The organism is Tabrizicola oligotrophica, from assembly GCF_011008935.1.
In the GTDB taxonomy this organism is placed as follows: domain Bacteria; phylum Pseudomonadota; class Alphaproteobacteria; order Rhodobacterales; family Rhodobacteraceae; genus Tabrizicola_A; species Tabrizicola_A oligotrophica.
Window position 1 is genome coordinate 427,447 of record NZ_JAAIVJ010000001.1, and the last position, 24,787, is coordinate 452,233.

At 67.0% G+C, this 24,787-nt stretch carries 26 protein-coding genes and 1 tRNA gene; 8 read left to right on the top strand and 19 right to left on the bottom strand.

The window, feature by feature from the left end; genetic code table 11:
* The first annotated feature begins 3 nt into the window (after window positions 1–3).
* The gene (kdsA, locus tag G4Z14_RS02080; protein WP_164623502.1) at window positions 4–834 is read left to right on the top strand and encodes a 3-deoxy-8-phosphooctulonate synthase; all 831 of its coding nucleotides are present in this window, start codon (window positions 4–6) and stop codon (window positions 832–834) included.
* 77 nt (window positions 835–911) lie between these two features.
* Here kdsA and G4Z14_RS02085 read toward each other — a convergent pair whose 3' ends face one another.
* A complete protein-coding gene (locus tag G4Z14_RS02085) occupies window positions 912–2,090 on the bottom strand; it encodes a BaiN/RdsA family NAD(P)/FAD-dependent oxidoreductase (protein ID WP_164623083.1) in 1,179 nt (392 codons plus the stop codon).
* A gap of 130 nt (window positions 2,091–2,220) precedes the next feature.
* Between G4Z14_RS02085 and G4Z14_RS02090 the strand changes: the two genes are divergently transcribed.
* Window positions 2,221–2,295: transfer RNA gene (locus G4Z14_RS02090), tRNA-Gln, on the top strand.
* 225 nt (window positions 2,296–2,520) lie between these two features.
* Here the strand turns inward: G4Z14_RS02090 and G4Z14_RS02095 are convergent.
* Both G4Z14_RS02095 and G4Z14_RS02100 read right to left on the bottom strand, forming a co-directional pair.
* Entirely contained in the window at window positions 2,521–3,666 is a 1,146-nt protein-coding gene (locus G4Z14_RS02095; protein ID WP_164623084.1) for a hypothetical protein, read from the bottom strand.
* Window positions 3,667–3,828: 162 nt separating this feature from the next.
* A complete protein-coding gene (locus G4Z14_RS02100; protein WP_164623085.1) occupies window positions 3,829–4,854 on the bottom strand; it encodes a hypothetical protein in 1,026 nt (341 codons plus the stop codon).
* Between the two features lie 332 nt (window positions 4,855–5,186).
* Between G4Z14_RS02100 and G4Z14_RS02105 the strand changes: the two genes are divergently transcribed.
* Together G4Z14_RS02105 and G4Z14_RS02110 are read left to right on the top strand one after the other, a co-directional pair.
* On the top strand, window positions 5,187–5,636 hold the full coding sequence (locus G4Z14_RS02105; protein WP_164623086.1) for a hypothetical protein: 450 nt from the start codon (window positions 5,187–5,189) through the stop codon (window positions 5,634–5,636).
* Between the two features lie 87 nt (window positions 5,637–5,723).
* On the top strand, window positions 5,724–5,939 hold the full coding sequence (locus tag G4Z14_RS02110) for a hypothetical protein (RefSeq protein WP_164623087.1): 216 nt from the start codon (window positions 5,724–5,726) through the stop codon (window positions 5,937–5,939).
* A 21-nt stretch (window positions 5,940–5,960) separates the two neighbouring features.
* Here the strand turns inward: G4Z14_RS02110 and G4Z14_RS02115 are convergent, their stop codons facing one another.
* From G4Z14_RS02115 to G4Z14_RS02125, 3 genes are all read right to left on the bottom strand, one after another.
* Entirely contained in the window at window positions 5,961–7,748 is a 1,788-nt protein-coding gene (locus G4Z14_RS02115) for an enoyl-CoA hydratase/isomerase family protein (protein WP_164623088.1), read from the bottom strand.
* A 174-nt stretch (window positions 7,749–7,922) separates the two neighbouring features.
* Window positions 7,923–8,129, bottom strand: coding sequence for a hypothetical protein (locus tag G4Z14_RS02120; protein ID WP_164623089.1), 207 nt, complete (start codon window positions 8,127–8,129; stop codon window positions 7,923–7,925).
* 27 nt (window positions 8,130–8,156) lie between these two features.
* Window positions 8,157–8,474 carry a TraR/DksA family transcriptional regulator gene (locus tag G4Z14_RS02125; RefSeq protein ID WP_164623090.1) on the bottom strand — a complete coding sequence of 106 codons (318 nt, stop codon included), beginning with the start codon at window positions 8,472–8,474 and terminating at the stop codon, window positions 8,157–8,159.
* Window positions 8,475–8,670: 196 nt separating this feature from the next.
* Between G4Z14_RS02125 and G4Z14_RS02130 the strand changes: the two genes are divergently transcribed.
* The 4 genes from G4Z14_RS02130 to G4Z14_RS02145 are packed head-to-tail and all read left to right on the top strand — an operon-like array spanning window position 8,671 to window position 10,940.
* Window positions 8,671–9,534, top strand: coding sequence for an MBL fold metallo-hydrolase (locus G4Z14_RS02130; protein WP_164623091.1), 864 nt, complete (start codon window positions 8,671–8,673; stop codon window positions 9,532–9,534).
* Window positions 9,535–9,594: 60 nt separating this feature from the next.
* On the top strand, window positions 9,595–10,020 hold the full coding sequence (locus G4Z14_RS02135; RefSeq protein ID WP_164623503.1) for a YeeE/YedE family protein: 426 nt from the start codon (window positions 9,595–9,597) through the stop codon (window positions 10,018–10,020).
* The gene (locus tag G4Z14_RS02140; protein ID WP_164623092.1) at window positions 10,020–10,484 is read left to right on the top strand and encodes a DUF6691 family protein; all 465 of its coding nucleotides are present in this window, start codon (window positions 10,020–10,022) and stop codon (window positions 10,482–10,484) included. Before G4Z14_RS02135 ends, G4Z14_RS02140 begins: the two co-directional genes overlap by 1 nt.
* A gap of 24 nt (window positions 10,485–10,508) precedes the next feature.
* Window positions 10,509–10,940: a TIGR01244 family sulfur transferase gene (locus G4Z14_RS02145; RefSeq protein ID WP_164623093.1), complete on the top strand. Its 432-nt coding sequence runs from the start codon at window positions 10,509–10,511 to the stop codon at window positions 10,938–10,940.
* Window positions 10,941–10,963: 23 nt separating this feature from the next.
* Here G4Z14_RS02145 and G4Z14_RS02150 read toward each other — a convergent pair whose 3' ends face one another.
* From G4Z14_RS02150 to G4Z14_RS02210, 13 genes are all read right to left on the bottom strand, one after another.
* Window positions 10,964–11,944 carry a FliM/FliN family flagellar motor C-terminal domain-containing protein gene (locus tag G4Z14_RS02150; RefSeq protein WP_164623094.1) on the bottom strand — a complete coding sequence of 327 codons (981 nt, stop codon included), beginning with the start codon at window positions 11,942–11,944 and terminating at the stop codon, window positions 10,964–10,966.
* A gap of 64 nt (window positions 11,945–12,008) precedes the next feature.
* Window positions 12,009–14,720, bottom strand: a complete 2,712-nt coding sequence (locus G4Z14_RS02155) for an ATP-binding protein (protein WP_164623095.1) — start codon at window positions 14,718–14,720, stop codon at window positions 12,009–12,011.
* Window position 14,721: 1 nt separating this feature from the next.
* Window positions 14,722–14,997 carry a hypothetical protein gene (locus G4Z14_RS02160; RefSeq protein ID WP_164623096.1) on the bottom strand — a complete coding sequence of 92 codons (276 nt, stop codon included), beginning with the start codon at window positions 14,995–14,997 and terminating at the stop codon, window positions 14,722–14,724.
* Window positions 14,998–15,000: 3 nt separating this feature from the next.
* On the bottom strand, window positions 15,001–15,369 hold the full coding sequence (locus tag G4Z14_RS02165; protein WP_164623097.1) for a response regulator transcription factor: 369 nt from the start codon (window positions 15,367–15,369) through the stop codon (window positions 15,001–15,003).
* 90 nt (window positions 15,370–15,459) lie between these two features.
* A complete protein-coding gene (locus G4Z14_RS02170) occupies window positions 15,460–16,719 on the bottom strand; it encodes an XRE family transcriptional regulator (RefSeq protein ID WP_164623098.1) in 1,260 nt (419 codons plus the stop codon).
* 143 nt (window positions 16,720–16,862) lie between these two features.
* On the bottom strand, window positions 16,863–17,837 hold the full coding sequence (locus G4Z14_RS02175; protein ID WP_164623099.1) for an ABC transporter substrate-binding protein: 975 nt from the start codon (window positions 17,835–17,837) through the stop codon (window positions 16,863–16,865).
* A gap of 39 nt (window positions 17,838–17,876) precedes the next feature.
* Entirely contained in the window at window positions 17,877–18,722 is an 846-nt protein-coding gene (locus G4Z14_RS02180) for an ABC transporter permease (protein WP_164623100.1), read from the bottom strand.
* A complete protein-coding gene (locus G4Z14_RS02185) occupies window positions 18,719–19,585 on the bottom strand; it encodes an ABC transporter permease (RefSeq protein WP_164623101.1) in 867 nt (288 codons plus the stop codon). Before G4Z14_RS02185 ends, G4Z14_RS02180 begins: the two co-directional genes overlap by 4 nt.
* Window positions 19,582–19,917, bottom strand: coding sequence for a GRP family sugar transporter (locus G4Z14_RS02190; RefSeq protein WP_164623102.1), 336 nt, complete (start codon window positions 19,915–19,917; stop codon window positions 19,582–19,584). The genes G4Z14_RS02185 and G4Z14_RS02190 overlap by 4 nt, the downstream gene beginning before the upstream one ends.
* On the bottom strand, window positions 19,914–20,711 hold the full coding sequence (locus G4Z14_RS02195) for an ABC transporter ATP-binding protein (protein WP_164623103.1): 798 nt from the start codon (window positions 20,709–20,711) through the stop codon (window positions 19,914–19,916). The genes G4Z14_RS02190 and G4Z14_RS02195 overlap by 4 nt, the downstream gene beginning before the upstream one ends.
* The gene (gene hydA, locus G4Z14_RS02200) at window positions 20,711–22,165 is read right to left on the bottom strand and encodes a dihydropyrimidinase (protein ID WP_164623104.1); all 1,455 of its coding nucleotides are present in this window, start codon (window positions 22,163–22,165) and stop codon (window positions 20,711–20,713) included. Before hydA ends, G4Z14_RS02195 begins: the two co-directional genes overlap by 1 nt.
* An 89-nt stretch (window positions 22,166–22,254) precedes the next feature.
* Complete coding sequence (locus G4Z14_RS02205; protein WP_164623105.1) at window positions 22,255–23,388, bottom strand: glycosyltransferase family 61 protein; 1,134 nt, start codon at window positions 23,386–23,388, stop codon at window positions 22,255–22,257.
* 109 nt (window positions 23,389–23,497) lie between these two features.
* Window positions 23,498–24,748: a Zn-dependent hydrolase gene (locus G4Z14_RS02210; RefSeq protein ID WP_164623106.1), complete on the bottom strand. Its 1,251-nt coding sequence runs from the start codon at window positions 24,746–24,748 to the stop codon at window positions 23,498–23,500.
* Window positions 24,749–24,787 lie beyond the last annotated feature (39 nt).

Genomic DNA, 24,787 nt, shown 5'->3' on the forward strand with positions numbered 1-24,787 from the left:
ACGATGAAAGATGTGGCAATCGGCGGGCTGACGGTGGGCAATGACCGTCCACTCATGGTGATTGCGGGCCCCTGCCAGCTGGAAAGTCTGGACCATGCCCAGATGATCGCCGGCGTCCTGTCCGAAGCCTGCAAGGCTGCCGGCGCGCAATTCGTCTTCAAGGCGAGCTACGACAAGGCCAACCGCACCAGCCTGAAGGGCAAGCGCGGCATGGGAATGGAAGCAGGGCTGAAGGTGCTGGAGGCGGTCCGCGCCATGGGCATGCCGGTCTTGACCGACTTCCACGAGCCCGAGCAGGCCGCCGAAGTCGCCGCCGTGGTCGATGTGCTGCAGATCCCGGCGCTGCTCTGCCGGCAGACCGATCTCCTGCTGGCGGCCGGCCGCACCGGCGCGGCGGTGAACGTGAAGAAGGGCCAGTTCCTTGACCCCTACGGCATGGCCAATGTCGCCGAAAAGATCGCCTCGACTGGCAATGAGCGCATCCTCTTGACCGAACGCGGCACGACCTTTGGCTATAACGGCCTTGTCGCCGACATGCGCAGCCTGCCGATCATGGGCCGCACCGGCTATCCGGTGGTGATGGACGCCACCCACGCTGTCGCCTTCCCCGGTGGCCTCGGTGACAGCTCGGGCGGCCAGCGCGAGTTTGCCCCGGTGCTGGCGCGGGCGGCGGTGGCGCTGGGGATTGCCGGGGTGTTCCTGGAAACCCATCAGGACCCGGACCGCGCCCCCTCGGACGGGCCGAACATGATCCGCCTGCACGACATGCCGGGGCTGATCGACAGCCTGATGGGCTTTGACCGGCTGGCCAAGGCCGACCCGCTGCGGGTCTGACCGCCCCTCCTCGGGCGCCGCCGGCTTCTCGTCGCGGCGTCCGGCGACGAGCGACGAAGTCGACGAGGAGGCGCGGCTCAGGCTACCTGCCCTGCCGCCCAGCCCGACGACCAGGCCCACTGGAAGTTGTAGCCGCCGAGCCAGCCGGTGACATCCACCACCTCGCCGATGAAATAGAGCCCCGGCACCCCCTTGGCCTCCATGGTGCGGGCATCGAGCGCCGCGGTGTCGACGCCGCCCAGCGTCACCTCGGCAGTGCGATAGCCCTCCGATCCGACCGGCATCAGCGACCACTCCCGCATCTGCGCCGCCACCCGCTCCAGCGCGGCATTCGACAGCGTGCCGAGCGGTGCCTCAAGGCCCAGGTCGGCCTCGATCTGCCGGGCCAGCTTTTCCGGCACCAGCCGCGCCAGATGGCTGCGCAGCAGCGCCCTGGCGTTCTCCTGCTTGCCTGCCCGCAGCGCCGCGGCCACATCCACGCCCGGACAGAGGTTCAGCGATATCGCCTGCCCCTCGCGCCAATAGCTCGAGATCTGCAGGATCGCCGGGCCGGAAAGCCCGCGATGGGTGAACAGCACTGCCTCGTCAAAACTGGTCTTGCCGCAACTGGCGCGGCCCTGCACCGACACCCCGGCGAGCGGCGCCATCCACTGAAGCTCCTGCTCGGCGAAGGTCAGCGGCACCAGCGCGGGCCGGGTCTCCACCAGCGGCAGGCCGAAACTTTCAGCCAGTTGATAGCCGAACCCGGTTGCCCCCATCTTCGGGATCGACTTGCCGCCAGTGGCCACGATCACCGCCCCCGCCTGCAGCCCCCCGCGCGCCGTCTCCACCGCGAAGCCCGAGCCCGCGCGCCGCACCGCGCCGACCGGACAGGACAGCCACAGCTCCGCCCCCGCCCGCTCCAGATCACCGGTCAGCAGCGCCACGACCTCGCGCGCCGAGCCGTCGCAGAACAGCTGCCCCAGCGTCTTTTCGTGCCAGCCGATCCCGGCCGCATCCAGACGGCCGATGATGTCCCATTGCGTGAACCGCTTCAGCGCCGACAGCGCAAAACGTGGATTTTTCGACAGGAAGCGGTCGGCGGCGATGCCAAGGTTGGTGAAATTGCACCGCCCGCCGCCCGAGATGCGAATCTTCTCGCCCGCCCGCGCGGCATGGTCGATGACCACCACCCGCCGGCCCCGCCGCGCCGCCTCGATGCCAGCCATCAGGCCCGCAGCCCCCGCGCCCAGAACGATCACATCCATCTGTTTCATCCCTGCGCCATAGCCGCCACCTCCGGGCCTGGCAACCGCCCAGACGGACAACCGCCCGGAAAGCATCCGAGATTTTTGCGAAATCCCTCTTGCACCCCCCAGAGCCCTTCGCTAAACACCCCCCCACGGTTGGGGCGTCGCCAAGCGGTAAGGCAGCGGTTTTTGGTACCGCCATACCTAGGTTCGAATCCTAGCGCCCCAGCCAACCTTCTCCTTTGGAAATCACGCGCAGCGCCGGGAATTGCACCGGTTTTGGCGGTGTGCCGCAGGCATGCGCTGGTTGGTCTGAAGGCCTGTTTTGCGCCACTCCGCCATCCCAGACCGCTGCAATGCAAAAGGGCGCGGTCATCGCCGCGCCCCTTGATCGTCCCTTCAAGTCGAGGTCTGCCCAATCATGGCTCTGCCGTCTGACAGGCCAGACTGGTGCTGCTCAAACTTCGGCTTGCCGCTTGTTCATCCCCCGACCGGCGCGGCGTTTGCCAGCGCGGCGTTTGCCGACATTCGAGAGCGCGCCCTGAATCTGTGCCGGGCGCAGTTTCTCCGGGCGCACGGCCATGCGAAAATGCATTGGGTCCGCCTCCATCACCCGGCGCATCAGGTGTCCGATCCCGTCAATCACGCGAATCGCGTCGGCGCTGAAATAATCCTCGATCTTCAGAGACTGGATTTCGGATGGAGCCTTGTTGACCGAGGCTTCCAGCGCATCGGCCAACGGGCTGCCCTGGAAGAACGCGGCATCCATGGCCTTCGCATCTTCCATATAGGCTGACCGCACCTTCTCGGCCAAAGACCTGTGCATGTAAGGCTTGGCGAAGCTGGCGGTCTTGGGCAGTGACGACAGGAAGGACGCGAAGTTCCAGCCGACCGCCCCGGGCAACTCGTCGCCGTACTGCTTGCTTTCGTCAAGGCGCTGGTGCAGGCGCCGCATTGCCATCAGATCGGCGATCGACAGGCTTTCGTTGGCAATGGCCTTGCTGTCGATCTCGATCTCGGCGCCTTCGAACGCAAAGTCGAGGAAGTCGCGCACCACATCACCGCCCTTCAGCCGATCGCGGATCATCGGGCGTACATGGAAGGCATCGCCGAACACTTCGCGCCAGCGGGTAAAGCGGGGGAGATAGGTCAGCAGACCGTTGGCAAGAAAATGGTCATGTGCTGCCTCCACATCGCCATGAAACTTGCCCTGCTTGCTGCGCTCGGCATAGCTCGAGACCAGCCGTTCCGCATGCGGGCGGACATAGGCGATCATTCGAATCCTGCCCTTGAACTCCGGAAAGAAGCGGTCCAGCGCCTCGGCCAGTGCCGTCGGCCGCACGAATTCGAAATTCTCCGCGGAGATGATGGCAATTTCGCTGTCGGAGTGGCGGATCCGGTCAGACAGCCGCCCCCATCTTTCCTGCACCAGTTCGGAATTGCCCTTGCCGCGCAGGCAGTCAGCCATCGGATTGTGGTTCATCTGCGCAGGATAGACGTAGCTGCGCCCCTGAACGGTGAACAGATCCTCGGCCAGCGCCGACTGGATCGAGGTCGTGCCCGTCTTGCAGTCCCCAAGGTGAATTACGATTTCCTGAACCATCACATCTCTCCAGCAAGTCCTCGGCGCGGCCCTTTGGGCCACAAGCCGCCTGTCTCGGGTTTCGCCACGGCGCGAACAGCCGGGGTGTTATTGGCTGCCAGTCATAGCCGGCCCTCGCCCGCGCGCAAGCCTCTTGCGGGCTGCCGCCTGCGCCCGGCCCGCCTAACGCTGGGCTCGGGCCTCGGGATCGGACAGCCCGGCGTCGGCCAGTTCATACTGGTGCGCCAGCTTGCGCAGCATCGGGGCCACGAAGTCGCGCATCAATTCGTAGCTGTCAGCGGGCAGGATCTGGTCGGCCACGATCGCATCGGGGGCGGGCAGCGGCTCGCGGAACAACTGGTCGCGACCGAAATACTGGCGGGCGACCGTGGCATTTCCGACCTCATAGGCGGAAAGAACCGCAGCGCGTGTCGCCGAGTCCATCAGGAATCCGGACGATTTGCCCCGTCGCTGCGCCAGTTGCTGGTCCATCGCAATGACTGCGGTTTCGATCAGCGTGCGGTATTTCGGTGGGATTTCGTCCAGCGGCATGGCGCGCATGAACTCCGAAGAGATCGGTGCCAACGAGGAATTGACATGTGGCGGTTCACTGAACGTAGTCAGATCGGCCAGCCCCAGATCCTTGCAAAATGCCACGACCGGCCCGTCGGGCATTTCGCCGCGTTCGAACACCCGCAGGATCAGGTTCTCGGGACCGAACAAATCCGCGAGATGGGTGGTGATGCGGTCATAATGGATCCAGTGGAACTCCTCGCGCCGCTCAAGGAACTGCGGGAAGGTCAGATGGGCCAGCGCGGCGTTCCACTGCCATTTGACATTCTGCTGATGCCAGCTTTCCAGCCACAGATCCTGCCGCCGCATCGAAAACAGGATCTTCACGTCGAAGTCATCGGCAAACTTCTGAAGCACCGACAGATCGCGGCGCATCGAAACATCCTCGTCGCTCAGCACGATCGAATGGATCGGGGATTTCTTGCTGTCGGCGCGCTTCCGGATTTCGGCCGACAGCTCTTTCACATCAAGATCGCCTGAGAAGATCCGGTTGAACAGCTGAACGCTGCGACCGGCCCCGTAGAGGTTGAAATAGCCGGCGCGCTGAAGGGCTTCGAAATTGTCGCGCAGAAAGGTCTGGATCGACGTGGTTGCCGTCCGGTGCGCTCCGATATGGATGAAAAGTCGCCGCTTCATCATGTGCTCATGTAACCGCTTGCCTTCGCTGTGTAGTCTTGCGCGCCCGGCGGGTGCAAGGGGCTTGCGGCCGACGCGGCGTACCTTGGCGCGCTTGTATCGCCGCGGTGTCGGAAAGCACCGGGAAGCGCCCCCAATGACAATGACCGGCAGGCCATGCAAATCGGCAGGCGACGGGGTGGCAGGCGACGGGGTGGGGCGTCTGGCCCTGCCGGGTGCGGCTGCCACGCCCTCACTTCCGGGCGAGGCGGAGCTCTTGTTTCATTGGCGGGATTGACAGTGCCGGCCGCCGGGGTCATGCGTCGGCGGCAAAGTCCATCGGGGGATCATCGATGTCCAGTCGTTCCGTTTCAGCCTTGACCGCGGTGCTGCTTCTGGCGGCCTGCGGGGCGTCCAAGGACATGCAGCTTTATCCGACCGGCGGGCCGCTCGCGGCATTGACGCCGCCGCCGGTGATCGTGGCGAAAGCCTCGAACACCAAGGACAATTCGGGCGAGTTGAGCTTCCGCATCCCGAAGGGTCCGCGCTGCAGGGGCACCTGGAGCAGCGTTGCCCCCCGCGTTCAGGTGCGCGAGCGCGGAATCAGCCTGTCGATCCGCGATCTGGGCGGCAATATCGGGCGCAGCACCGAAACCGTCGGGGGCGTCAATACCGGCGAGATCTATGCCGTCTGCCGCGATGGCACCATTGTGCAGGGCAGTTTCGTCATGGGCAGCGGCACCACCAGCGGCACCGGGACGGCCACCGATACGCTGGGCAACAGCTACAAGATCCTGTTCTGAGCCCGCCGCTCACGCGCGGCGATTGAAACCGGCCGCAAAGCCGGGCATGAAGCGGCAAACAAGGCGCAGACTAAGGCGGGGGATGCGATGGACTGGCTGATCTGGATCGGGGCGGCTTTGACGCTTCTGGGAGTGGCGGGGCTGGTCTGGTGCATCGTCCTTGCGATGCGGGCAAAGCGGGCCGGCCTGCCGGATGCCGAGATGCGCGCCGCTCTGCAGCGGGTGGTCGTGCTGAACATGGCGGCGCTGGCTGTCTCGGGCCTCGGGCTGATGTGCGTGGTCTTCGGGGTGTTCGTGGCCTGAGCCCCGGCCTCAGCCCCTGTCTCAGCCATGGTTCAGATCGGCAAAGCGCTGGCCGTCGGCCAGCAAGAGGTCAAGGACCGGCGCCGGGGTGAAAAGCGCGGGGTGGCGCTCTGCCCGCTTCCGCAGGTCGGCGCGCAGCGCCATGGCCCCGATGCGGTCGGCCTGAAACATCGGCCCCCCTTCCCATCGCGGAAACAGCCCCGACAGCAGCGCCGCGGCATCGACATCCGACGGGTGGCGGGCGGCGCTTTCCGACACGATCCGCGCCCCCTCGTTCATCAGCGCCGCAAGGCAGAAGTCAAGGATGGGGGCCGCACCGGGGCGGGCGGCGGGCAGCCTTGGGTGCATGCCCGCGCCCAGGCCATAAGAGGCGAGCGCGGCGGCAACCGCGGCGCGGTCGGCAGCGCCCTCGTCTTCCAGAACGGCAATGGCGCGCAAGAGTGCCTGGCGCAGCCGCTGGTCCAGGGGCAGGCCCGGCCCCTGCACCATGACCTTCCAGCCAAGCTTGCGGCCAAAGGCCAGCGCCACCGCCTGCTGGGCAAGGGGAACGCCCGGCGTGACGGCAAGCGTGGCCAGCCCGCCTGCGGCAGCGGCCGGATGCAGGGCAAGCGGGCCGGTCCCCCCCAGCACGACGACCGGACCCGGCATTTCGGCCAGACGCGGAGCCTCTGGCGCCAGCAACACCAGATCGGTCGCCTCGCCGGCGTCCGCCGCCAGCACGCCGGACAGCCGCGCCCAGTCCGCCTCGCGCGCCTCGGGGCTGAGCCGGCCCTCGGCCACCAGCGCCGCCTGCCGGGCCGCCAGGTCTTGCAGCGCCCTGGCAAGGCTGGTCCGGTCCTTGCCCACCAGCCGCAGCTTCAGCCCCGCCGCCAGCGCAAGGCGCGCCACTTCGGCAGCCGGGCCTGCGGTTCCCAGCAGCGTCACGCCGGCAAGCCGCGGTGGCGCAGCGGCCCCCAGCGCCGCAGGCGGCAAGACGGCGCGCTTCTCGGCCCGGAAGGCATGGCGCAGCCCCGCCGCCTCGGGCGTTCCGGCCATGGCCATGGCCTGGGCCTGTTCGAACTGCACCCCCAACTCGATGGGCAACAGCTGGGCTGCCTCGACACAGGCAATCACAGCCTGCGGCGCAGGCAGCCGCCAGCCGTCATGCCGCTTGCGCGCCTCGGTGACGGCGGATTGAAAGGCGACCGGGTCGCGCAACCCCTCGCGCCGCTCGACTGTCCTGACCAGCGGCCGCGTGGCCAGATCCCGTGCCAGCGCGTCGGCCCTGAGCAGCGGGCGCTGATCGACGACGGCATCGAGAAGGCCCATGGCGAGAGCCTCGACAGCGCTGACCGGCTGGCCTTCGAGCAAGAGCTTGAGCGCGATCGGCGCCCCGACCAGCCGCGGCAGGCGCTGGGTACTGCCCGCCACCGGCAAGAGGCCCAGCGAGATTTCAGGCAGGCCAAGCCGCGCGGCCTCGTGGGCGACCCGGCCATGACAGGCCAGCGCCAGTTCCAGCGCTCCGCCCAGCACATTGCCGTGCAGCGCCGCCACCACCGGCTTTGCCATCGCCTCGATCCGGGCCACCACGGCAGGCAGCGCCGCCCCCGTGACCCGGCCAAGCTCGGCCGGATCGGAGCCGAGCGAGAAATGCGCGCCTTCACCGGTCAGCACGATGGCGGTGAACCGGTCATCCGCCGCCGCCTCCTGCAGCGCGCGGTCCAGCGCGGCAAGAAGCGGGGCGTTCAGGGCATTCACCGGGGGACGGTCAAGCGACAGCACCAGCACCGCACCGCGCGCCCGTCGCTGGATCAGCCTTTCCTCGGTCATCAACCACCCTTTCCGCACAAGGCACACGACCCCGGCCATCGGCACCGCAGCCGCGGCATCAGGACCTTGGGCACCGCAACCCCGGACCATTAAGCAAAGGGCCGGCCAGAAAGGCAATCCCGCCCGACCCGCAACCGGCGCTTTCAGGGCAAGCCGCGGCGGGCCCGCTCCCGGTCAGACCGGCATGTTGTCGAAATCGGCCTCGATCTCGGCCTCGCTTGCCAGCTGACCGGGCGCCACCGTTCCCGGCATCAGATGCGCGAGCGCCTGCATTTCGGCCGCCAGCAACCTGAGCCCCACCGCCTGCCCGGCGATGGCAACCTCGGTCAGTTCGCCCGCCAGATGCGCCATCTGTTCAAGTGGATTGTCCTTCTTCTGCATCTGAAGTTCTCCCCAGGTTTGTTCAGCCTATGCCGCACAGCTGCGGCAGAACGGCGTCTGCGGCAAAAGATCCAGCCGGTCCTCGCTGATCTCCGCGCCGCACTTGGCGCAGAAGCCGTATTCCCCGTCCTCGATGCGCTGCAACGCCGCCTCGATCTGGCGCATTTCCAGCTGGCCCGCATTGCCAAGGTCTTGCAGCACCTCGTCGGTCTCGCGCTCGGTGGCAAGGTCTTCCCAATCCTGCGCATTGTGGCTGTCCAGCTCGGCCTCGATGCCGACGAGCCGGGACTTCAGGTCGGCAAGCCGGGCCTCGAGCTGGGCCTTGCGTTGGGATGTCGATGTCATGGCGGTCCTCCGTTTGCCCCGAAAGCCTAGTCCGGCGTGCAGGATTTCACCTTGATGCAAATCAACGCCATGACGAAGCCTTTTCTCGTCCGGTGCCGGATTGGTGTCCTGTCACCGCCGACAGACATATTCATTCGTTGAAATATCACGCAATCCATCCTACCTTGGCGCCAGAGCCCCTCCGCAGGAATCTGCCATGACCCCCAAGGTCCACGCCTTCTTCGACGAGGCCACCAACACCATCACCTATCTGGTGCAGGAACCCGAGGGCCGGGCCTGCGCGGTGATCGATTCGGTTCTGGATTTCGACTATGCCTCGGGGCGGACCGACACCCGCTCGGCCGATGCCGTCATCGCCTTCATCCGCGCCCATGACCTGCGACTGGAATGGGTGCTGGAAACCCATGTCCACGCCGACCACCTGTCGGCCGCGCCCTATATCCAGGAGGCGCTTGGCGGCAAGATCGGCATTGGCGAGCGCATTACCGTGGTGCAGGAAACCTTCGGCAAGGTGTTCAACGAAGGCACAAGGTTCCAGCGCGACGGCAGCCAGTTCGACCGGCTGTTCCGGCAGGGCGACAGCGTCATGATCGGCCAGATGCGCGGCGAGGTGCTGCACACGCCCGGCCATACCCCGGCCTGCCTGACCTATGTGATCGGCGATGCGGCCTTTGTCGGCGACACGCTGTTCATGCCGGATTTCGGCACGGCGCGCTGCGACTTTCCGGGCGGTTCAGCCGAGATGCTGTGGGAGTCGATCCAGAAGATCCTTGCCCTGCCCGACGCGACCCGGGTGTTTGTCGGCCATGACTACAAGGCCGAGGGCCGCGAGCACTATGCCTGGGAAACCACGGTCGGGGTGCAGAAGGCGCTGAACAGGCATGTCGGCGCCGGCAAATCGCGCGAGGAGTTCGTCGCCATGCGCCAGGCGCGCGATGCCACGCTGGGCATGCCCCGGCTTATCATTCCGTCCTTGCAGATCAACATGCGCGCGGGCCAGATGCCCGAACCGGACGACAACGGCGTCAGCTATCTGCGGGTGCCGGTCAACGGGCTTTGAACCTGCCCTGCCGGCCGGACCATCCGCAAGGCGGCCAAAAACATATGGGAGAGATGCATGATACCGCAGGACTGGATCTGGGGCACTGTCGGCGGGCTGATGATCGGCGCCGCGGCCGGGCTTTATCTGCTGGTGAACGGCCGGATCCTCGGCGCCTCTGGCATCCTTGGTGGGCTGGTCGATGGCACGGGCCGCGACAGCATGGTCGAACGGCTCGCCTTCCTGTTCGGCACGCTGGCGGTGCCGCCGCTCCTCGTGCCGCTTTATGACAAGGTCGACACCCGCATCACCTCGAACCCCGTCGTCATCATCGCCGCCGGACTGCTGGTCGGGATCGGCACGCGGCTGGCCAATGGCTGCACCTCGGGCCACGGGGTCTGCGGCATCTCGCGGCTCGCACCGCGCGGCATTGCGGCGACCGCGCTCTACCTCTTTGCCGGGGCGGTGTCGGTCTTGCTGTTTCGCCAGATTCTGGGGGTGATCTGATGACAGGCTTCCGCCTTTCCGGCCATGCCGGGCCGCGCGAGATCGTGGCCTTCGCCACTGGCGCCATCTTCGGCTCGGGGCTTTTGGTGTCGGGGATGATCGACACGCGCAAGGTGCAGGGCTGGCTTGATTTCTTCGGCGACTGGGACCCGACGCTGGCCTTCGTGCTGGGCGGGGCGGTGCTGCCGATGGTCTTTGTCTGGCGCATCGCCGAGCGGCGCAGGGTTTCAGTCCTTGGCACCCCGATTCCGTCGCGCACGCCGCCGAAACTCGACCGGGCGCTGGTGATCGGGTCGCTGATGTTCGGGGTGGGCTGGGGGCTGGCCGGACTTTGCCCCGGACCGGCGCTCGCCTCCTTTGCCATTGGCGGCTGGGGTGGTGCCCTCTTTTTCCTTGCGATGGTCTCGGGTATGGTCATGGCGCCGACGGTGGCCGGGTGGCTGTCGTCGCGCACAACGTCTTGACCTGAACCGCAAGGACAATTGCCCATGACGCTCGACCTTCGCCGCCTGACCCCTGACTATGGCGTCGCCCCCCAGATCGGCCCGGAGGATCTGGCCGCCGTCAAGGCCGCAGGCTTTGTCATGGTCATCGACAACCGCCCCGACGGCGAGATTGCGCCAGATCTGCAATCGGATGCCATGGCGGTTGCCGCCCGCGCGGCGGGGCTGGAATTCGTCATCAACCCGGTGACGCCGGGCCAGTTCACCCCCGATCTGGTGGCCCGCCAGCGCGCGGCGATTGCGGCGGCGGGCGGCCCGGTGCTGGCCTATTGCGCCAGCGGCAACCGCTCCACCATCCTGTGGGAGCTGGTCCATGCCGGCCGGTTGTCGGTGGACGACATGCTGCAGACTGCGGCGCAGGCCGGCTATTCGCATGAACAGCTCCGCCCGCTGATCGAGGCCTTTGCCAAGACCTGAGCTGCCGGCGCAAAGCCCGCCCCTCAGGCGCTTTGGCGCAGGGCGGCGGGCGTGCCCTGCACCGCAGCGCTGACCGGCGCGACGGAAACCGGCTGCGGCCGGCCGGGGGCAACCGCCTCGCCCAGCCGCAGGGCGCGCAGCCCGCGGTTCTGGCCCAGCCTGCCCTCGGCCAGCTTGCGGCCATCCAGCGCCTCGAGACTGACCCGGTCGAGCCCCGCCATGCCGAGCGGCAGGACATCGCCGACCTGCAGCCCGGCCACCTGCGACAGCGGCATCGTGGCCCGCGTCAGCACCGCGTCCAGGCAGCAGGTGGCGGCCTCCACCTCTTCGGCCAGCGCCTCGGCAAAGGCGCGCTGGGTCTGCGCCTCGTCGTTCTGGGCGCGCAGGACCGGGCGATGCGGCAGCCGTCCCCGCCCCTCGGCCGGCAGGATCAGCAGCACCCCGCCGGAGCGCGCGCCTTCGGCAAGATCGACCTCGCATTTCACGATGCGATAGCTGAAATCTTCCAGCATCAGGCCCAACGGCCGGGGATCGTCGAGAAAAGAGGCATAGCGCCAGCCCCCGGCCCAGACCAGATCGGCCTCCTGCGCCAGCGTCTGTTCCAGATCGGCAAGTGCTGCGTCCAGCATCGGCGCCACCATGGCGGCATCGGTGCGCGTCGGCTTGCGGCTGGCCAGCGTCGAGGCGCCGGCGTTGACGCGCCCGATGGTCAGCACCTCGACCATGGCCTGCAACACTTCGGGCGCGAGGATCAGCACGCCCACCCCCTCGCCCGGACCTTCCAGCACGGCGATCAGCGCCCGGTCCGGTGGCAGTTCCAGCACTTCGGCCAGACCGGCGCGGCCAAGGGTCAGCGCCCGCACTTCCAGCGCCAGCTTCAGCCGGTCGCGCGCCGCCCGCGCCAGCGCCACCCGCCAGCCGCGGTCGGCCCCCGGCCCGCCGTCATGATCGTCGGCCCGCGCCGAGGCCAGCTTGCGCCGGATCACCGTGTCTTCGGCTGCCATGGACCCCCCTGCCTGTGGACTACTCCTTGTCCACAGACTAGGCCGGCACCGGTTGCCAAACCCTTTACAGCGCCGCGGCCCGCGCCGATTTCGCCGCAGGTTTCTCCAGCCGCAACGGCAGCGTCACCCGGAAGGCCGCGCCCTTCTGGCCCGGCAGATAGCTGATCGTCCCGCCGAGATTGACCATGATCTCGCGCACGATCGCCAGCCCCAGCCCGGCCCCGCCGGCGCGCATCTGGTCGGTCATCCGGGCGAATTTCTCGAAGATCAGCCGCTGGGCTTCCTTCGGAATGCCCTTGCCGTTGTCGATGAAATCGACCGTCACACGGCCTGCTTTCTGCCGCACCACGATGCGCAGCAGGCCCGGATCGGCATCGCAATACTTGCGGGCGTTGGAGATCAGGTTGATGAACACCTGCACCAGACGGTCGGCGTCGGTCATCAGATGCAGCTCTTCGGCCATCTCGTCGCGGCGGATTTCAAAGCTGCGCTCGGGCCGGGTCTGGCTGGCCGCCTGCACCGCCCGGTCCAGCATCCGCCCGAGATGGGCAAGTTCAAGGTTCAGCTGCACCGTGCCGCTTTCCAGAACCGACAGGTCCAGAAGATCATCCAGAAGCCGGGTCAGCCGCACCGCCTCGGAATGGATGATGCGGCCGGAATCGGCCACCATTCCCGGCGGCAGGTCGCCCTCGGTCAGGATCTCGGAAAACGCCCGGATCGAGGTCATCGGCGTGCGCAATTCATGGCTGATCTGGCTGAGGAAGGCGTCCTTCTGCACCGAAAGCTGGGTCAGCTTGTCGTTCACTTCGCGCAATTGCCGGGCGGTGCGGGTCAGTTCCAGCTGCTTGGCCTCGAGCTTGGCGGAGTATTCCATGATCTGCGCAGTCTCGTTGGCCACCGCCATCAGGTCCTCGACCGTCACCGTCGCCCGGCCGAACAGCTGGCTGATCATCGCATGCGCCGTCGCCGCGCCCACCGAACCGGCCAGCTTGCGCTCGGCCTCGGCCAGAAATTCCGGAGTCAGGTCGGGCAGGAAGCCCTCCTTGCCCTGCGCCCGGGCCTGCGCCTCGAAAAAGGTCAGCGCCTCTTCGCCAAGGATGCGCTGCGCCAGCGACAAAAGCGCCTCGGGTTCGGCCTGCCCATGGCTCCAGCCCAGCCGTTCGGCCTGGGCCTCGCGGTCGAAGGCGTTGACGAAGGCCACGCCCTGAATCCGCTCCACCGGGTCGGGAAAGGTCAGGACCGAGCCCAACGTGAAGGCAATGACGTTGAGCGAGAGCGACCAGAACACCGAATGCACCAGCGGATCCATGCCCTCGGTGCCGAACAGCGCCCGCGGCCGCAGCCAGCCAAGGCCGAACAGCCCTTCGGAAAACACCTGCGCCGGGATGACCGCGTCAACCCCGAACGAGGGCAGGAAAAGCGTATAGGCCCAGATCGCCGATCCCGTCACCAGCCCGGCCAAAGCGCCGATCTTGGTGCCGCCACGCCAGAAGATGCCGCCCAGCATCGCAGGCAGGAATTGCGCCATGCCGGCAAAGGCAATGAGCCCGATCGCCGCCAGTGCCGCCGATCCGCCCGAGATGCGATAGTAAAGAAACCCCAGCGCCAGAACGCCGGCAATCGCCAGACGCCGGGTCAGCAGGACCCCGCCGCGCAGGTCGCCCGACAGCGCCGCTGCGGGGCGCAGCCGCAGCCAGAGCGGCATGACAAGGTTGTTCGAAATCATCGTCGCCAATGCGATGGTTTCCACGATCACCATGGACGTGGCGCTGGAAAACCCGCCAAGAAAGGCCAGCATCGCCAGCGCCCCCTGCCCCTCGGCCAGGGGCAGCGTCAGCACCAGCATGTCAGGGTTGGTGCCTTCGGGCATGCGCTCCAGCCCGATCACCGCGATGGGCAGGATGAACAGGCTCATGGCGAAGAGGTAGAGCGGAAAGGCCCAGCTGGCCCGCGCCAGATGGCTTTCGTCGATGTTTTCCACCACCATGACCTGAAACATCCGCGGCAGGCTGATGACAGCGGCGGCAGACAGCGCGATCAGCCCGACCCAGCGGTCGCTCTGGAAGGTCCAGCCCGGCACTTCGGCGGTGCCGATGTGGTCGATCATCGGCCCGATGCCGCCGGCAAGGCCCCAGACGACAAAGCTGCCCACCGCCAGCAGGGCGACCAGCTTGACCACCGCCTCGACCGCGATTGCAGTGACGATGCCGTGGTGCTGTTCCTTGGCGTCCAGATTGCGCGTGCCGAACAGGATGGTGAACACCGCCAGCCCGCCGGCCACCCAGAGCGCGATGTCGGCATGGCCCGGCACCAGCCAGGCCTCGGGTGTGTTGCGGGCAAAGACCGAAAAGGACAGCGTGATCGACTGCAATTGCAACGCGATATAGGGCGTCGCCGCGATCACCGCGATCAGCGTGACGACGACACCCAGCAAGTTCGACTTGCCGAAGCGGCTGGAGATCAGGTCGGCGATCGAGGTGACGCGCTGTTGCCGGCCAATGCGCACCAGCTTGCGCAACACCAGCCACCAGCCGACAAACACCAGCGTCGGGCCAAGGTAGATCGTCAGGAACTCCAGCCCCGAGCGCGCCGCATAGCCGACCGCGCCATAAAAGGTCCAGGCGGTGCAATAGATCGACAGCGACAGCGTGTAGATCACGGGCGAGCGCAGGAATCCAAGCCGCCCGCGCGCCGCCCGGCTTTCAACGACAAAGGCGACAAGGAACAGGAAGATCACATAGACAAGGCAGATCAGGACCAGCAGGTTGAACGGCATCTCAACTGTCGCCCATGTCCTGCGGACCCTGATCGGTCTCGGGGTCGCCCTCGGCCTCGCTGCGCGACAGGGCCGGCGCCAGCAGGCAGGCGGCCAGAATCAGCAAGGCCCAGACTGCGAAGAGATAGATCGCCGTATGGGCCAGATTGCCGCTTTGCTCGCCGAAGGCGGGCAGCAACAGCAAGAGCAGCCCGAACACCGGCAAGAGCCGCGCCGCATCGCGCAGCCGCCTGCGGCGATAGACCGCGCGGGCAAGGAACAACGGCCCCTGCGGCATGGCTCAGCCCTCCAGCAGCGCGCGCACCTGCGCCCGCATCTCGGCATTGGCAAAGGGCTTGGCCATGAAGGCCGACACTCCGGCGCGCTCGGCCGCCTCGCGGTCGCGGCCCTGCCCCTTGGCCGTCAGCATCAGGATCTTGAGCTCCCGGGTCTCGCTGTCGGCCCGCAGCGCGCCAAGGATTTCCAGACCGCTCATCCCCGGCAGCATCAGATCCAGAATGACCAGATCGGGCCGCGCCTCGGCCACCCGGTCGAGCGCCTTGGCCCCGTCGCTTTCCACCAGAACCTCGCAGCCCTCCCGCGACAGGATGAAGCGGATCGCCTCGGCGATATTGGGCTCATCTTCGATCAGAAGCACGCGGCCCGCCATCTTCACTCCCGTCCGGCACGGATCCCCTGCGGCTGACTATCACGACAAATTCCGGCGCTGTCAAAACGTCTGATCGCGAAAAGGCCCGGTCTATCCCTGCAGGATCGACGGCTCGCGCCGCGCCGGGCAGCTGGCGCGGGTGCAGATGCGGCAGGTCGGCCCGACCTCCAGCACGGCCTCGGAGCCGGGCGGCTCGGGGGCAAGCAGCATGGCGCTGTGGCGCAGCTCCGGGCCGCGGAAGCCGCCGGGATAGCTGACATGGCAAAACGCCCGCGCGCGCAGCAGCGCGCCTTGCGGACCGGGCAGCGAGATTACCGCCTCGACCGGGGTTTCCGGCCGGGCCAGCGCGGTGAACAAGGGCCAGAGCGGACAGGAGGCGCCAAAGCGCGGCGGCGAAAAGCCCAGGGCCGGCTTGCGCAGGAGAAGCGTGCCCGAGCCGTCGCAGATCACCAGCCCCAGCCCCGAACCGGCGCGGAGCGCAAGGCGGCGAAAGGCCGACAGCACCGGCACCGCGAACTCCCGCGCCAGCGCCAGCGGATCGGGTCCGTGCCGCGCCAGCGCCTGCTGCAAGGCGTCCTCGGGCAGCCGCGCAAGGTCGTCCTGATGGCTGGCCTGCAAGGCCGCCGCCAGCACCCGCCCCGCCCCCGAAGCGAGATGCGCCGAATGGCCGATGTCTTCGGCCGCGGCAAGGTTCCAGTCGCAGGCCTCGGCCCAGGCCTCGACCTCGTCCTGCGGCGTGGTGATCGCCTGATCCTGCCCCTGCCCCGCAGCATCGAGATAGGCCACCAGCGCCTCGGCGCCCTGCGCCAGGCGTTCGCTGTCCTCATGCAGGTTGCGGTGAAAGCGCATGCGCCACTCGGCGTCGATGTCATCGGTATCGGCCAGAATCGCCGCCGTGGTGCGCACCGAAGAGACCGCCGACAGCACCTCGTGCAGGCTGGCCGACAGGTGCGGGTCATGCGCCATGCGGTCGTTCAGAACCTCGACCGCGCGGGCCAGAGCGCGGCTGCGGTCGTGCAGTTCGACAAGCGCGGCCGACCAGCCCGGAAAGCGCCCGATCAGGTCATCCACCCGCTCCACTTCGGCCGCCGCCGCCGGCACCGCCGCCGCGGCCGCCCGCAGCCCGTCCAGCAGCCCGTCGGCCGGACCTTCCTGCAAGGTGGCCAAGGGCACGTCCAGCGCCCGCGCCATCTGGGCCAACAGGTCCTCGGCAATCCGGCGGCGGTTGTGTTCGATGAGGTTGAGATAGCTTGCGGAAATTCCGACCCGCGCCGCCAGATCGCCCTGCCGCATCCCCAGCGCCAGCCGCCTTTCGCGCAGGCGGGTTCCGGTCAGGGCGGACAGCAGCATGGGATCTCCGTCTGGGGCTTGTAAATTACTTTACAGCTACCCGCCCGCGGCAGGCAAGCCACTTGCCCCGCCCGGCCCGCCTTCGGCCCATGAAAACGGGCGCGAGGGTTGCCCCCGCGCCCGCAAATCCGCTCAAGCCGCTGTTATTGCAGGGCCTTGTCGGTGATCTGATGCGTCCAGGCGCCTTCCGGGGCCTTTGTGATCACCGGGTCCGAGCCGCCCGACATCAGCGCGTCCACCGTGCGCTGGTAGTCAGCCTCGTCCAGCGCGCCGTTCGAGCCGGCGGTCAGCTTGGCAATCTCGCCCATCATCCGCTTCTGGTGGCCTTCGGTCTGCGCGCCGGTGGCGTCGTTCTCCAGGACGATCATCGCCGCCTCATCGGGGTTCGCCTCGGCCTCTTTCCAGCCCTTCATCGAAGCGCGGACAAAGCGCACCATCTTGTCTTCAAAGGCCGGATCGGCCAGCTTGTCTTCCATGACATAAAGCCCGTCCTCGAGCGTCGCCACGCCCTCGTCCTCATACTTGAAGGTGACGAGATCCTCGGGCGCCACGCCCGCGTCGATCACCTGCCAGTATTCGTTATAGGTCATGGTCGACACGCAAGCCGCCTGCTTTTGCAGCAAGGGATCGACGTTGAAGCCCTGCTTCAGCACCGTCACATCGGTGCCGTCGGTCTTCAGGCCCAGCTTGTTCATCCAGTTCAGGAACGGATATTCATTGCCGCCGAACCAGACGCCCAGCGTCTTGCCCTTGAAGTCCGCCGGGGCGGCGACACCGGATTCCTTGAGGCAAGTCAGCATCATGCCCGAGGATTTGAACGGCTGGGCGATGTTCACCAGCGCCAGACCCTTTTCGCGCGCCGCCAGCGCCGAGGGCATCCAGTCGATCACCACATCGGCGCCGCCGCCGGCGATCACCTGCGTCGGGGCGACGTCCGGGCCACCCGGCAGGATGGTGACATTCAGGCCCTCGGCCTCATAGAACCCCTTGGCCTGCGCGACGTAATAACCGGCGAACTGCGCCTGCGTGACCCATTTCAGCTGCAGGGTCACATCATCGGCTGCCTGAGCGCCCGTGGCCATGGCCGCGAACAGCGCCGAAGTCAGTAGCTTTTTCATTCCAAACCTCCAGGTTGCGACCCGTATCCCGGGCCTTTGTTAATGTCTTTGCGACGGGTGCCAGAATGTTACCCGCTTCTCGATCATGGCGACGAGACCATAAAAGGCCGACCCCGCTATGGCCGCCACGACGATTTCGGCCCAGATCATGTCCAGCGCCAGCTGGCCAATCGAGGCATTGATCCGGAACCCCATGCCCCGCGTCGGGCTGCCGAAGAATTCGGCAACGATGGCGCCGATCAGGGCAAGGGTCGAGGCGATCTTCAGCCCGTTGAAGACAAAGGGCATGGCGGCGGGCAGGCGCAGCTTCAAAAGGCTTTGGCCGTAGCTCGCCGACCAGGTCGCCATCAGGTCGCGCTGCATGTGGTCGCTGGCCTTCAACCCCGCCACCGTGTTCACCAGCATCGGGAAGAACACCATCACCACCACCACCGCCGCTTTCGACTGCCAGTCAAAGCCGAACCACATCACCATGATCGGCGCGATGCCGACGATGGGCAGGGCGGCGACGAAATTGCCCACCGGCAGCAGCCCGCGTTGCAGGAAGGGCGAGCGGTCGATCAGGATCGCCGTCAGGAAGGCCGCGCCGCAGCCGATCAGATAGCCCGAAAGCGCGCCCTTCACCGCCGTCTGCACGAAATCCTCCCACAGCACCGGCAAGCTGCCCGCCAGCGCCGCCAGCACCGCCGAAGGCGGCGGCAGGATCACCGGCGACACGTCCAGCCCGCGCACCAGCCCCTCCCAGACCACCAGCACCGTCAGTCCGAAGATCACCGGCACGGCCAGCTTGCCCGCGCGGGTTCGCGCCAGCGGCGCGGCGGCAAGGCGGGTGTTGATCCACCAGCCAAGCACCCAGGCGGCAAGCGCGATCAGAACCCAGCTCATCGTGCCATCCCCATCTTCCGCAAGGTTCGCCGCTCCATCAGGCCGATCAGCATCACCATCCCCGCCGCCACGATCGCCGCCGCAAAAAGCGCCGCCCAGATCTGCACGGTCTGGCCGTAATAGCTGCCCGACAAGAGCCGCGCCCCCAGCCCCGCCACCGCCCCGGTCGGCAACTCGCCGACAATGGCGCCGACAAGGCTCGCCGCCATGCCGACCTTCAGCGAGGTGAACAGATAGGGCATCGAGGCCGGCAGCCGCAGCTTCCAGAACGCCGCGCCCGCGCTGGCATTATAGGTCTTCAACAGGTCCAGCTGCATCTGGTCGGGGCTGCGCAGCCCCTTGACCATGCCGACCACCACCGGGAAGAACGACAGATAGGCCGAGATGATCGCTTTCGGCACCAGCCCCTGCAAGCCGACCGAATTCAGCACCACGATGATCATCGGCGCAATCGCCAGAATCGGAATGGTCTGGCTGGCAATCGCCCAAGGCATCACGCTCATGTCCATGGCCCGGTTGTGCAGGATGCCGACCGCCAGCAAAATGCCCAGCACCGTGCCCATGACAAAGCCCAGAAGCGTCGCCGACAGCGTCACCCAGCCGTGATAGACCAAGGACCGCTTCGAGGTCGGCGCCATGCCGAAGGTGGTTTTCACCAACTCCCCCGCCACCTGGTGCGGCGCCGGCAGCACCGGCCGCTCCTGGTTCCAGGTCTCGGCCACCAGCGCCAGCCCCGAGGCAGGCTCCACCCCTGCCCGGCTCGCCTGATCGTAGACCCAGGCCCGGTTCAAGCCCACCGCAGCGCCATACCACAGCGCGATGATGGCGATGAGAACAGTCAGCACCGGCAGCACATGCCTCATTGCACCGCCCCCTTTGGCCAGCCGATCAGCGCCACGGCGATCACGCCAAGTCCGATGCCGGCCCATTGCAGCTGGCTTGGCCGCTCGGCAAAGAACATGACTGCAACCAGCGTCGCCAGCACCAGTTGCAGCACCGCCGAGATGGAAATCGCCACCGCCATGCCGCTTTCCCGCATCAAGCGCACCATCAAGAGGTTGCCGACCCCGTAAAGCGCCAGCGAGGCGACGATCAGCCAGACCTGCCCGGTCGCCACATAGCCGCGCAAGGCACTGGCGGCGGTCAGGAAGATCGCCATGGCGCCAGCGAGAAAGATCAGCGCCCCGCCGCTCATTCGTGGTCTCCGTGGCCGGCCCGCAGCCCCTCGCGCACCCGGTGGGCAATCTCGATGAACGCGCGCGAGTCGCGGATGTCGAGCGGGCGCTCCTTCGGCAGGGGCGAGTCGATGACATCGGTGATCCGCCCCGGCCGCGGGCTCATCACGACGATCTTGGTCGACAGATAGACCGCCTCGGGAATGGAATGGGTGACAAAGCCGATGGTCTTGCCGGTGCGCGCCCAAAGCTTCAACACCTCCTCGTTCAGCCGGTCGCGGACGATCTCGTCCAGCGCGCCGAACGGCTCGTCCATCAGAAGAATGTCGGCATCAAAGGCCAGCGCCCGCGCGATGCTGGCCCGCTGCTGCATGCCGCCCGACAGCTGCCAGGGGAATTTCTTGCCAAACCCCGCCAGTTCCACCAGTTCCAGCACGCGGTTCACCCGCTCGTCCTGTTCCGCCTTCGAAAACCCCATGATCTCCAAGGGCAACTTGATATTGCCGGCAATCGTGCGCCACGGATAAAGCCCCGCCGCCTGAAACACATAGCCGTAAGCCCTCGCCTGCCGCGCCTGATCGGGGGTCATGCCATTCACCGTCAGCGTGCCGCCGGTCGGCGTTTCCAGCGCCGCAATGGCGCGCAGGAAGGTGGTCTTGCCGCAGCCCGACGGCCCGATGAAGGACACGAAATCGCCCCGGTTGATGGTCAGGTTCACATCCTTCAGGGCCTGCACCGGCCCGTCGCCGGTCTCGAACACCAGATTGAGGTTCTTCGCCTCGATCACCGGCGCGCTGGTCGCTGTATCTTTCATCACACCCCCGTCGGCGACATGCCGCTGCGCGCGACCGGGCGCGGCGCAGTCAGGTCTTTCCACGCCGAAAGCGCGCGGTTCACCGCCGGGCGCGGCGCGCGGGCGACGAACTCGCCATGGCCCTCCTTCGGAATGACCGTGCCATCCTCCACCGCCACCCGGCCCCGGCTCAGAGTATAGCGCGGCAGGCCCTTCACCTTCTGGCCTTCGAACACGTTGTAATCAATCGCCGATTGCTGGGTCTTGGCCGAAATCACCTTCTCCTTCTCCGGATCCCAGACCACCAGATCGGCATCCGCCCCGACCAGAACCGCGCCCTTCTTCGGATAGCAGTTCAGGATCTTGGCGATATTGGTCGACGTCACCGCGACAAACTCGTTCGGCGTCAGCCGGCCGGTGTTCACCCCATGGGTCCAGAGCATCGGCATCCGGTCCTCAAGGCCTCCGGTGCCGTTCGGGATCTGGGCAAAGGACTTCAGGCCAAAGCGCTTCTGCTCGGTGGTAAAGGCACAATGGTCGGTGGCGACCACAGACAGCGAGCCCGATTGCAACCCGGCCCAGAGACTGTCCTGATGGCGCTTGTTGCGGAAGGGCGGGCTCATCACCCGCCGCGCGGCATGGTCCCAGTCGGGGTTGAAATATTCGCTCTCATCCAGCGTCAGATGCTGGATCAACGGCTCGCCCCAAACCCGCTTGCCCTGCGCCCGCGCCCGGCGGATCGCCTCATGCGCATCCTCACACGAGGTATGCACCACATAAAGCGGCACCCCCGCCATGTCGGCAATCATGATGGCGCGGTTCGTCGCCTCGCCCTCGACCTGCGGCGGGCGGGAATAGGCATGCGCCTCGGGGCCGGTATTGCCCTCGGCCAGAAGCTTCGCCGTCAGTTCCGCCACCACATCGCCGTTCTCGGCATGCACCATCGCCAGACCGCCGAGGTCCCCCACCCGCTTGAACGACTGATACATCTCGTCGTCGTTCACCATCAGCGCGCCCTTGTAGGCCATGAAATGCTTGAAACTGGTCATCCCGGCCTTGACCGAGGCCTCCATGTCCTCCCAAACCTTCTGCCCCCACCAGGTGATCGCCATGTGGTAAGAATAATCGCAATGCGCCCGGCCCGACTTGTTGTGCCACATCTGCGCGGCATCCATCAGCCCCTGGCCCTGCGACGGCAGCACGAAATCGACCACCATCGTCGTGCCGCCCGACACCGCCGCCCGCGTGCCGGACTCAAAGTCGTCGGTGGAATAGGTGCCCATGAAGGGCATCTCGAGATGGGTGTGCGGATCAATCCCGCCCGGCATGACATAGCAGCCGGTGGCATCCAGCACCCGCTCGCCCGTCAGCCCGGTGCCGATCTCGGTGATGATGCCGCCCTCGACCCTGACATCGGCCTCATAGCTGAGGTCGGCCGTCACCACTGTTCCGCCCTTGATCACCGTCGACGCCATGGCACTCTCCCCTTCATCTGTTCTCAAATATCCCGGGGTCTGGGGCAGCGCCCCAGTCCGAGGGTTCAGCACGCGCGGCCAAGGCCGTTTCAGGCCGCATCCTTTTCCTCATCCCCGTGATCCTCGGGCAGATCTTCTGCCGCGACCGGGCGCAGGCGTTGGTCGGTCTCGGTCTCCAGTCCGTGCAGCGCCGCCCGGCGTTCCTCGGCGGTCATGTTCGCCCAAGGGGCGCCGCTCACGAACCCGGCCTCCGCCAGCGCAGCCCAAAGCGCCGGACGGTCCGGCTCCAGATAGATCAGGTTCGGATTGCGGGTCTTTTTCGGCGCGTGAATCGAGGCGATCTGGTCAAGGCCGGTCACCGGGCCGCCCAGAAACCACTCCAGATGCGCGCAGATCTGCGCAAAGGTGGGCGAGCGGCGGCGCTGGATCACCGCCACCTTGCAGCCCGCCTGTCCCGCCATCGCCAGCAGGTGAAACGGCGAGCCTTCGGTGCCGACCACATGGCTTGCCCCCCGCAGCATCGCCACCTGACGCGCCAGCTTGAACTCCTCGGGCCGGATCACCTCATAGCCTTGCGCCGCAAACAGCGCCTCAAGCCCCTGCTCGCCCAGGATCATCCCGCGCCGCGCCGGCTGGCCGCTGCGGGTGATGTAGAACCGTCGGCCCTTGCCCTCGGCCGGAACCTCGGCCAGCCGATCCCGCAGCAAGGCCCGCGCCTCCGGCCGGCCCAGCATCAGCTCGCCCGAACCAAGCCCCTGCTCGGCCAGCACCAGTCGGTCCACCGTCACCGGCGCCTCCAGCACCGTTACCGGCGGCAGGCCCAGAAGCGCCGCCATCTGGGCAAACATCTTGCTGCACTGCCGCGCCTTGTCGAAGGGGCGGGCAAAGAACAGCACGCCCGCGACATCCGTACGTCCGTGCAAAGCCCAGAGCCGCCCGGTGCCCTCGACCAGCATATGCCCGAAATGCCCCGAGAGGATGCCACCGAACAGGTAAGTCCCGGCCAGATGCCGCTCGGCCGCGCGGGGCTCGGGAAAGACGTTGATCGGCGCATGGGCATGACCGCCATAGCACAGGCTTTCGGCCACCGGCTCCCCGCCGACGAAGACGCCGCAGGGCTGCGGCCGCTCCGGCCCCGCCGGCGGCACCAGAAGCGCGCCTGCCACCTCGCGGATGCGCCCGGCCAGCGGCAGCATGGGGTCAAGCGGCAGAGCCTGCCTCATCGCCTCGCCTCCTTGCCCCGCCATTCCCTGCACGCGCCCCTGCCTTTCATACTGGCTCAAATATCCATGGTCCGCCGCCGGCCCCAGTCCGGAACCTCAGTCCGGAGCCTCAGTCCACCACCTCGGCCACTTCCAGCACCGCATGCAAGAGCACATCGGTGCCCGCCGCCGCCCAGTCTGGCGAAATCTCCTCGGCCTCGTTGTGGCTCAGGCCATCCACGCAGGGGCACATCACCATCACCGTCGGCGCCACCCGGTTGATCCAGCAGGCATCGTGCCCGGCGCCCGAGATGATGTCCATATGGGAATATCCAAGCTTTTCCGCTGATTGCCGGACGATCTTCACAAGACCTGGGTCAAAGGCCACCGGGTCGAAATGCCCGACGTCCTCGATCGCGCAGCCCAGCCCCAGCTCGGCGGCGACGGCATGGGCGGCGCGCATCACCTCGGCCTTCATCGCGTCCAGCTTGCCCTGTTCGGGGCTGCGGATGTCGACGGTGAAGATCACCTTGCCGGGGATCACGTTGCGCGAATTCGGGAAGACCTTGACCTGCCCCACCGCGCCCACCGCGCCCGGCTGGTGGCTCATGGCGATCTGATGCACCCGCTCGGTGATCCGCGCCATGCCAAGGCCAGCGTTCACCCGCATGGTCATCGGGGTCGAGCCGGTATGGGCATCCTTGCCAGTCAGGGTAATCTCCAGCCACCACAAGCCCTGCCCGTGGGTGACGACGCCGATCGTCCGGCCCTCGGCCTCCAGAATTGGCCCCTGCTCGATATGCAATTCGAACATCGCGTGCATCTTGCGGGCGCCGACCACCTCGTCGCCGACCCAGCCGATCCGCGCCAGTTCCTCGCCAAAGACCTTGCCGTCAAGGTCGCGCCGCGCCTTGGCATAGTCCTCGGTATGGATGCCGGCAAAGACCCCCGAGGCCAGCATTGCCGGGGCAAAGCGCGCGCCTTCCTCGTTGGTCCAGTTGATCACCACCACCGGATGCCGGGTCTTGATGCCAAGATCATTCATCGAGCGCACCACTTCCAGCGCGCCCAAGACCCCCAGCACCCCGTCATATTTGCCGCCCGTCGGCTGGGTGTCGAGATGGCTGCCCATATAGACCGGCAGTGCCGCCGGATCGGTGCCGGGCCGGGTGGCGAACATGTTGCCCATGCTGTCGACGCCCAAAGTCATGCCCGCCGCCTCGCACCAGCGCTTGAAGAGATGCCGCCCCTCGCCATCGGCATCGGTCAGGGTCTGGCGATTGCAGCCGCCCGCCACGCCCGGCCCGATCAAGGCCATCTCCATCAGGCTGTCCCACAGACGCGCGGAATTGATGCGCAGGTTCTCACCCGGTGCGGCCATCGCTCTTCTCCCTGAACTGCCGGGGTCTTGATGCCCCTT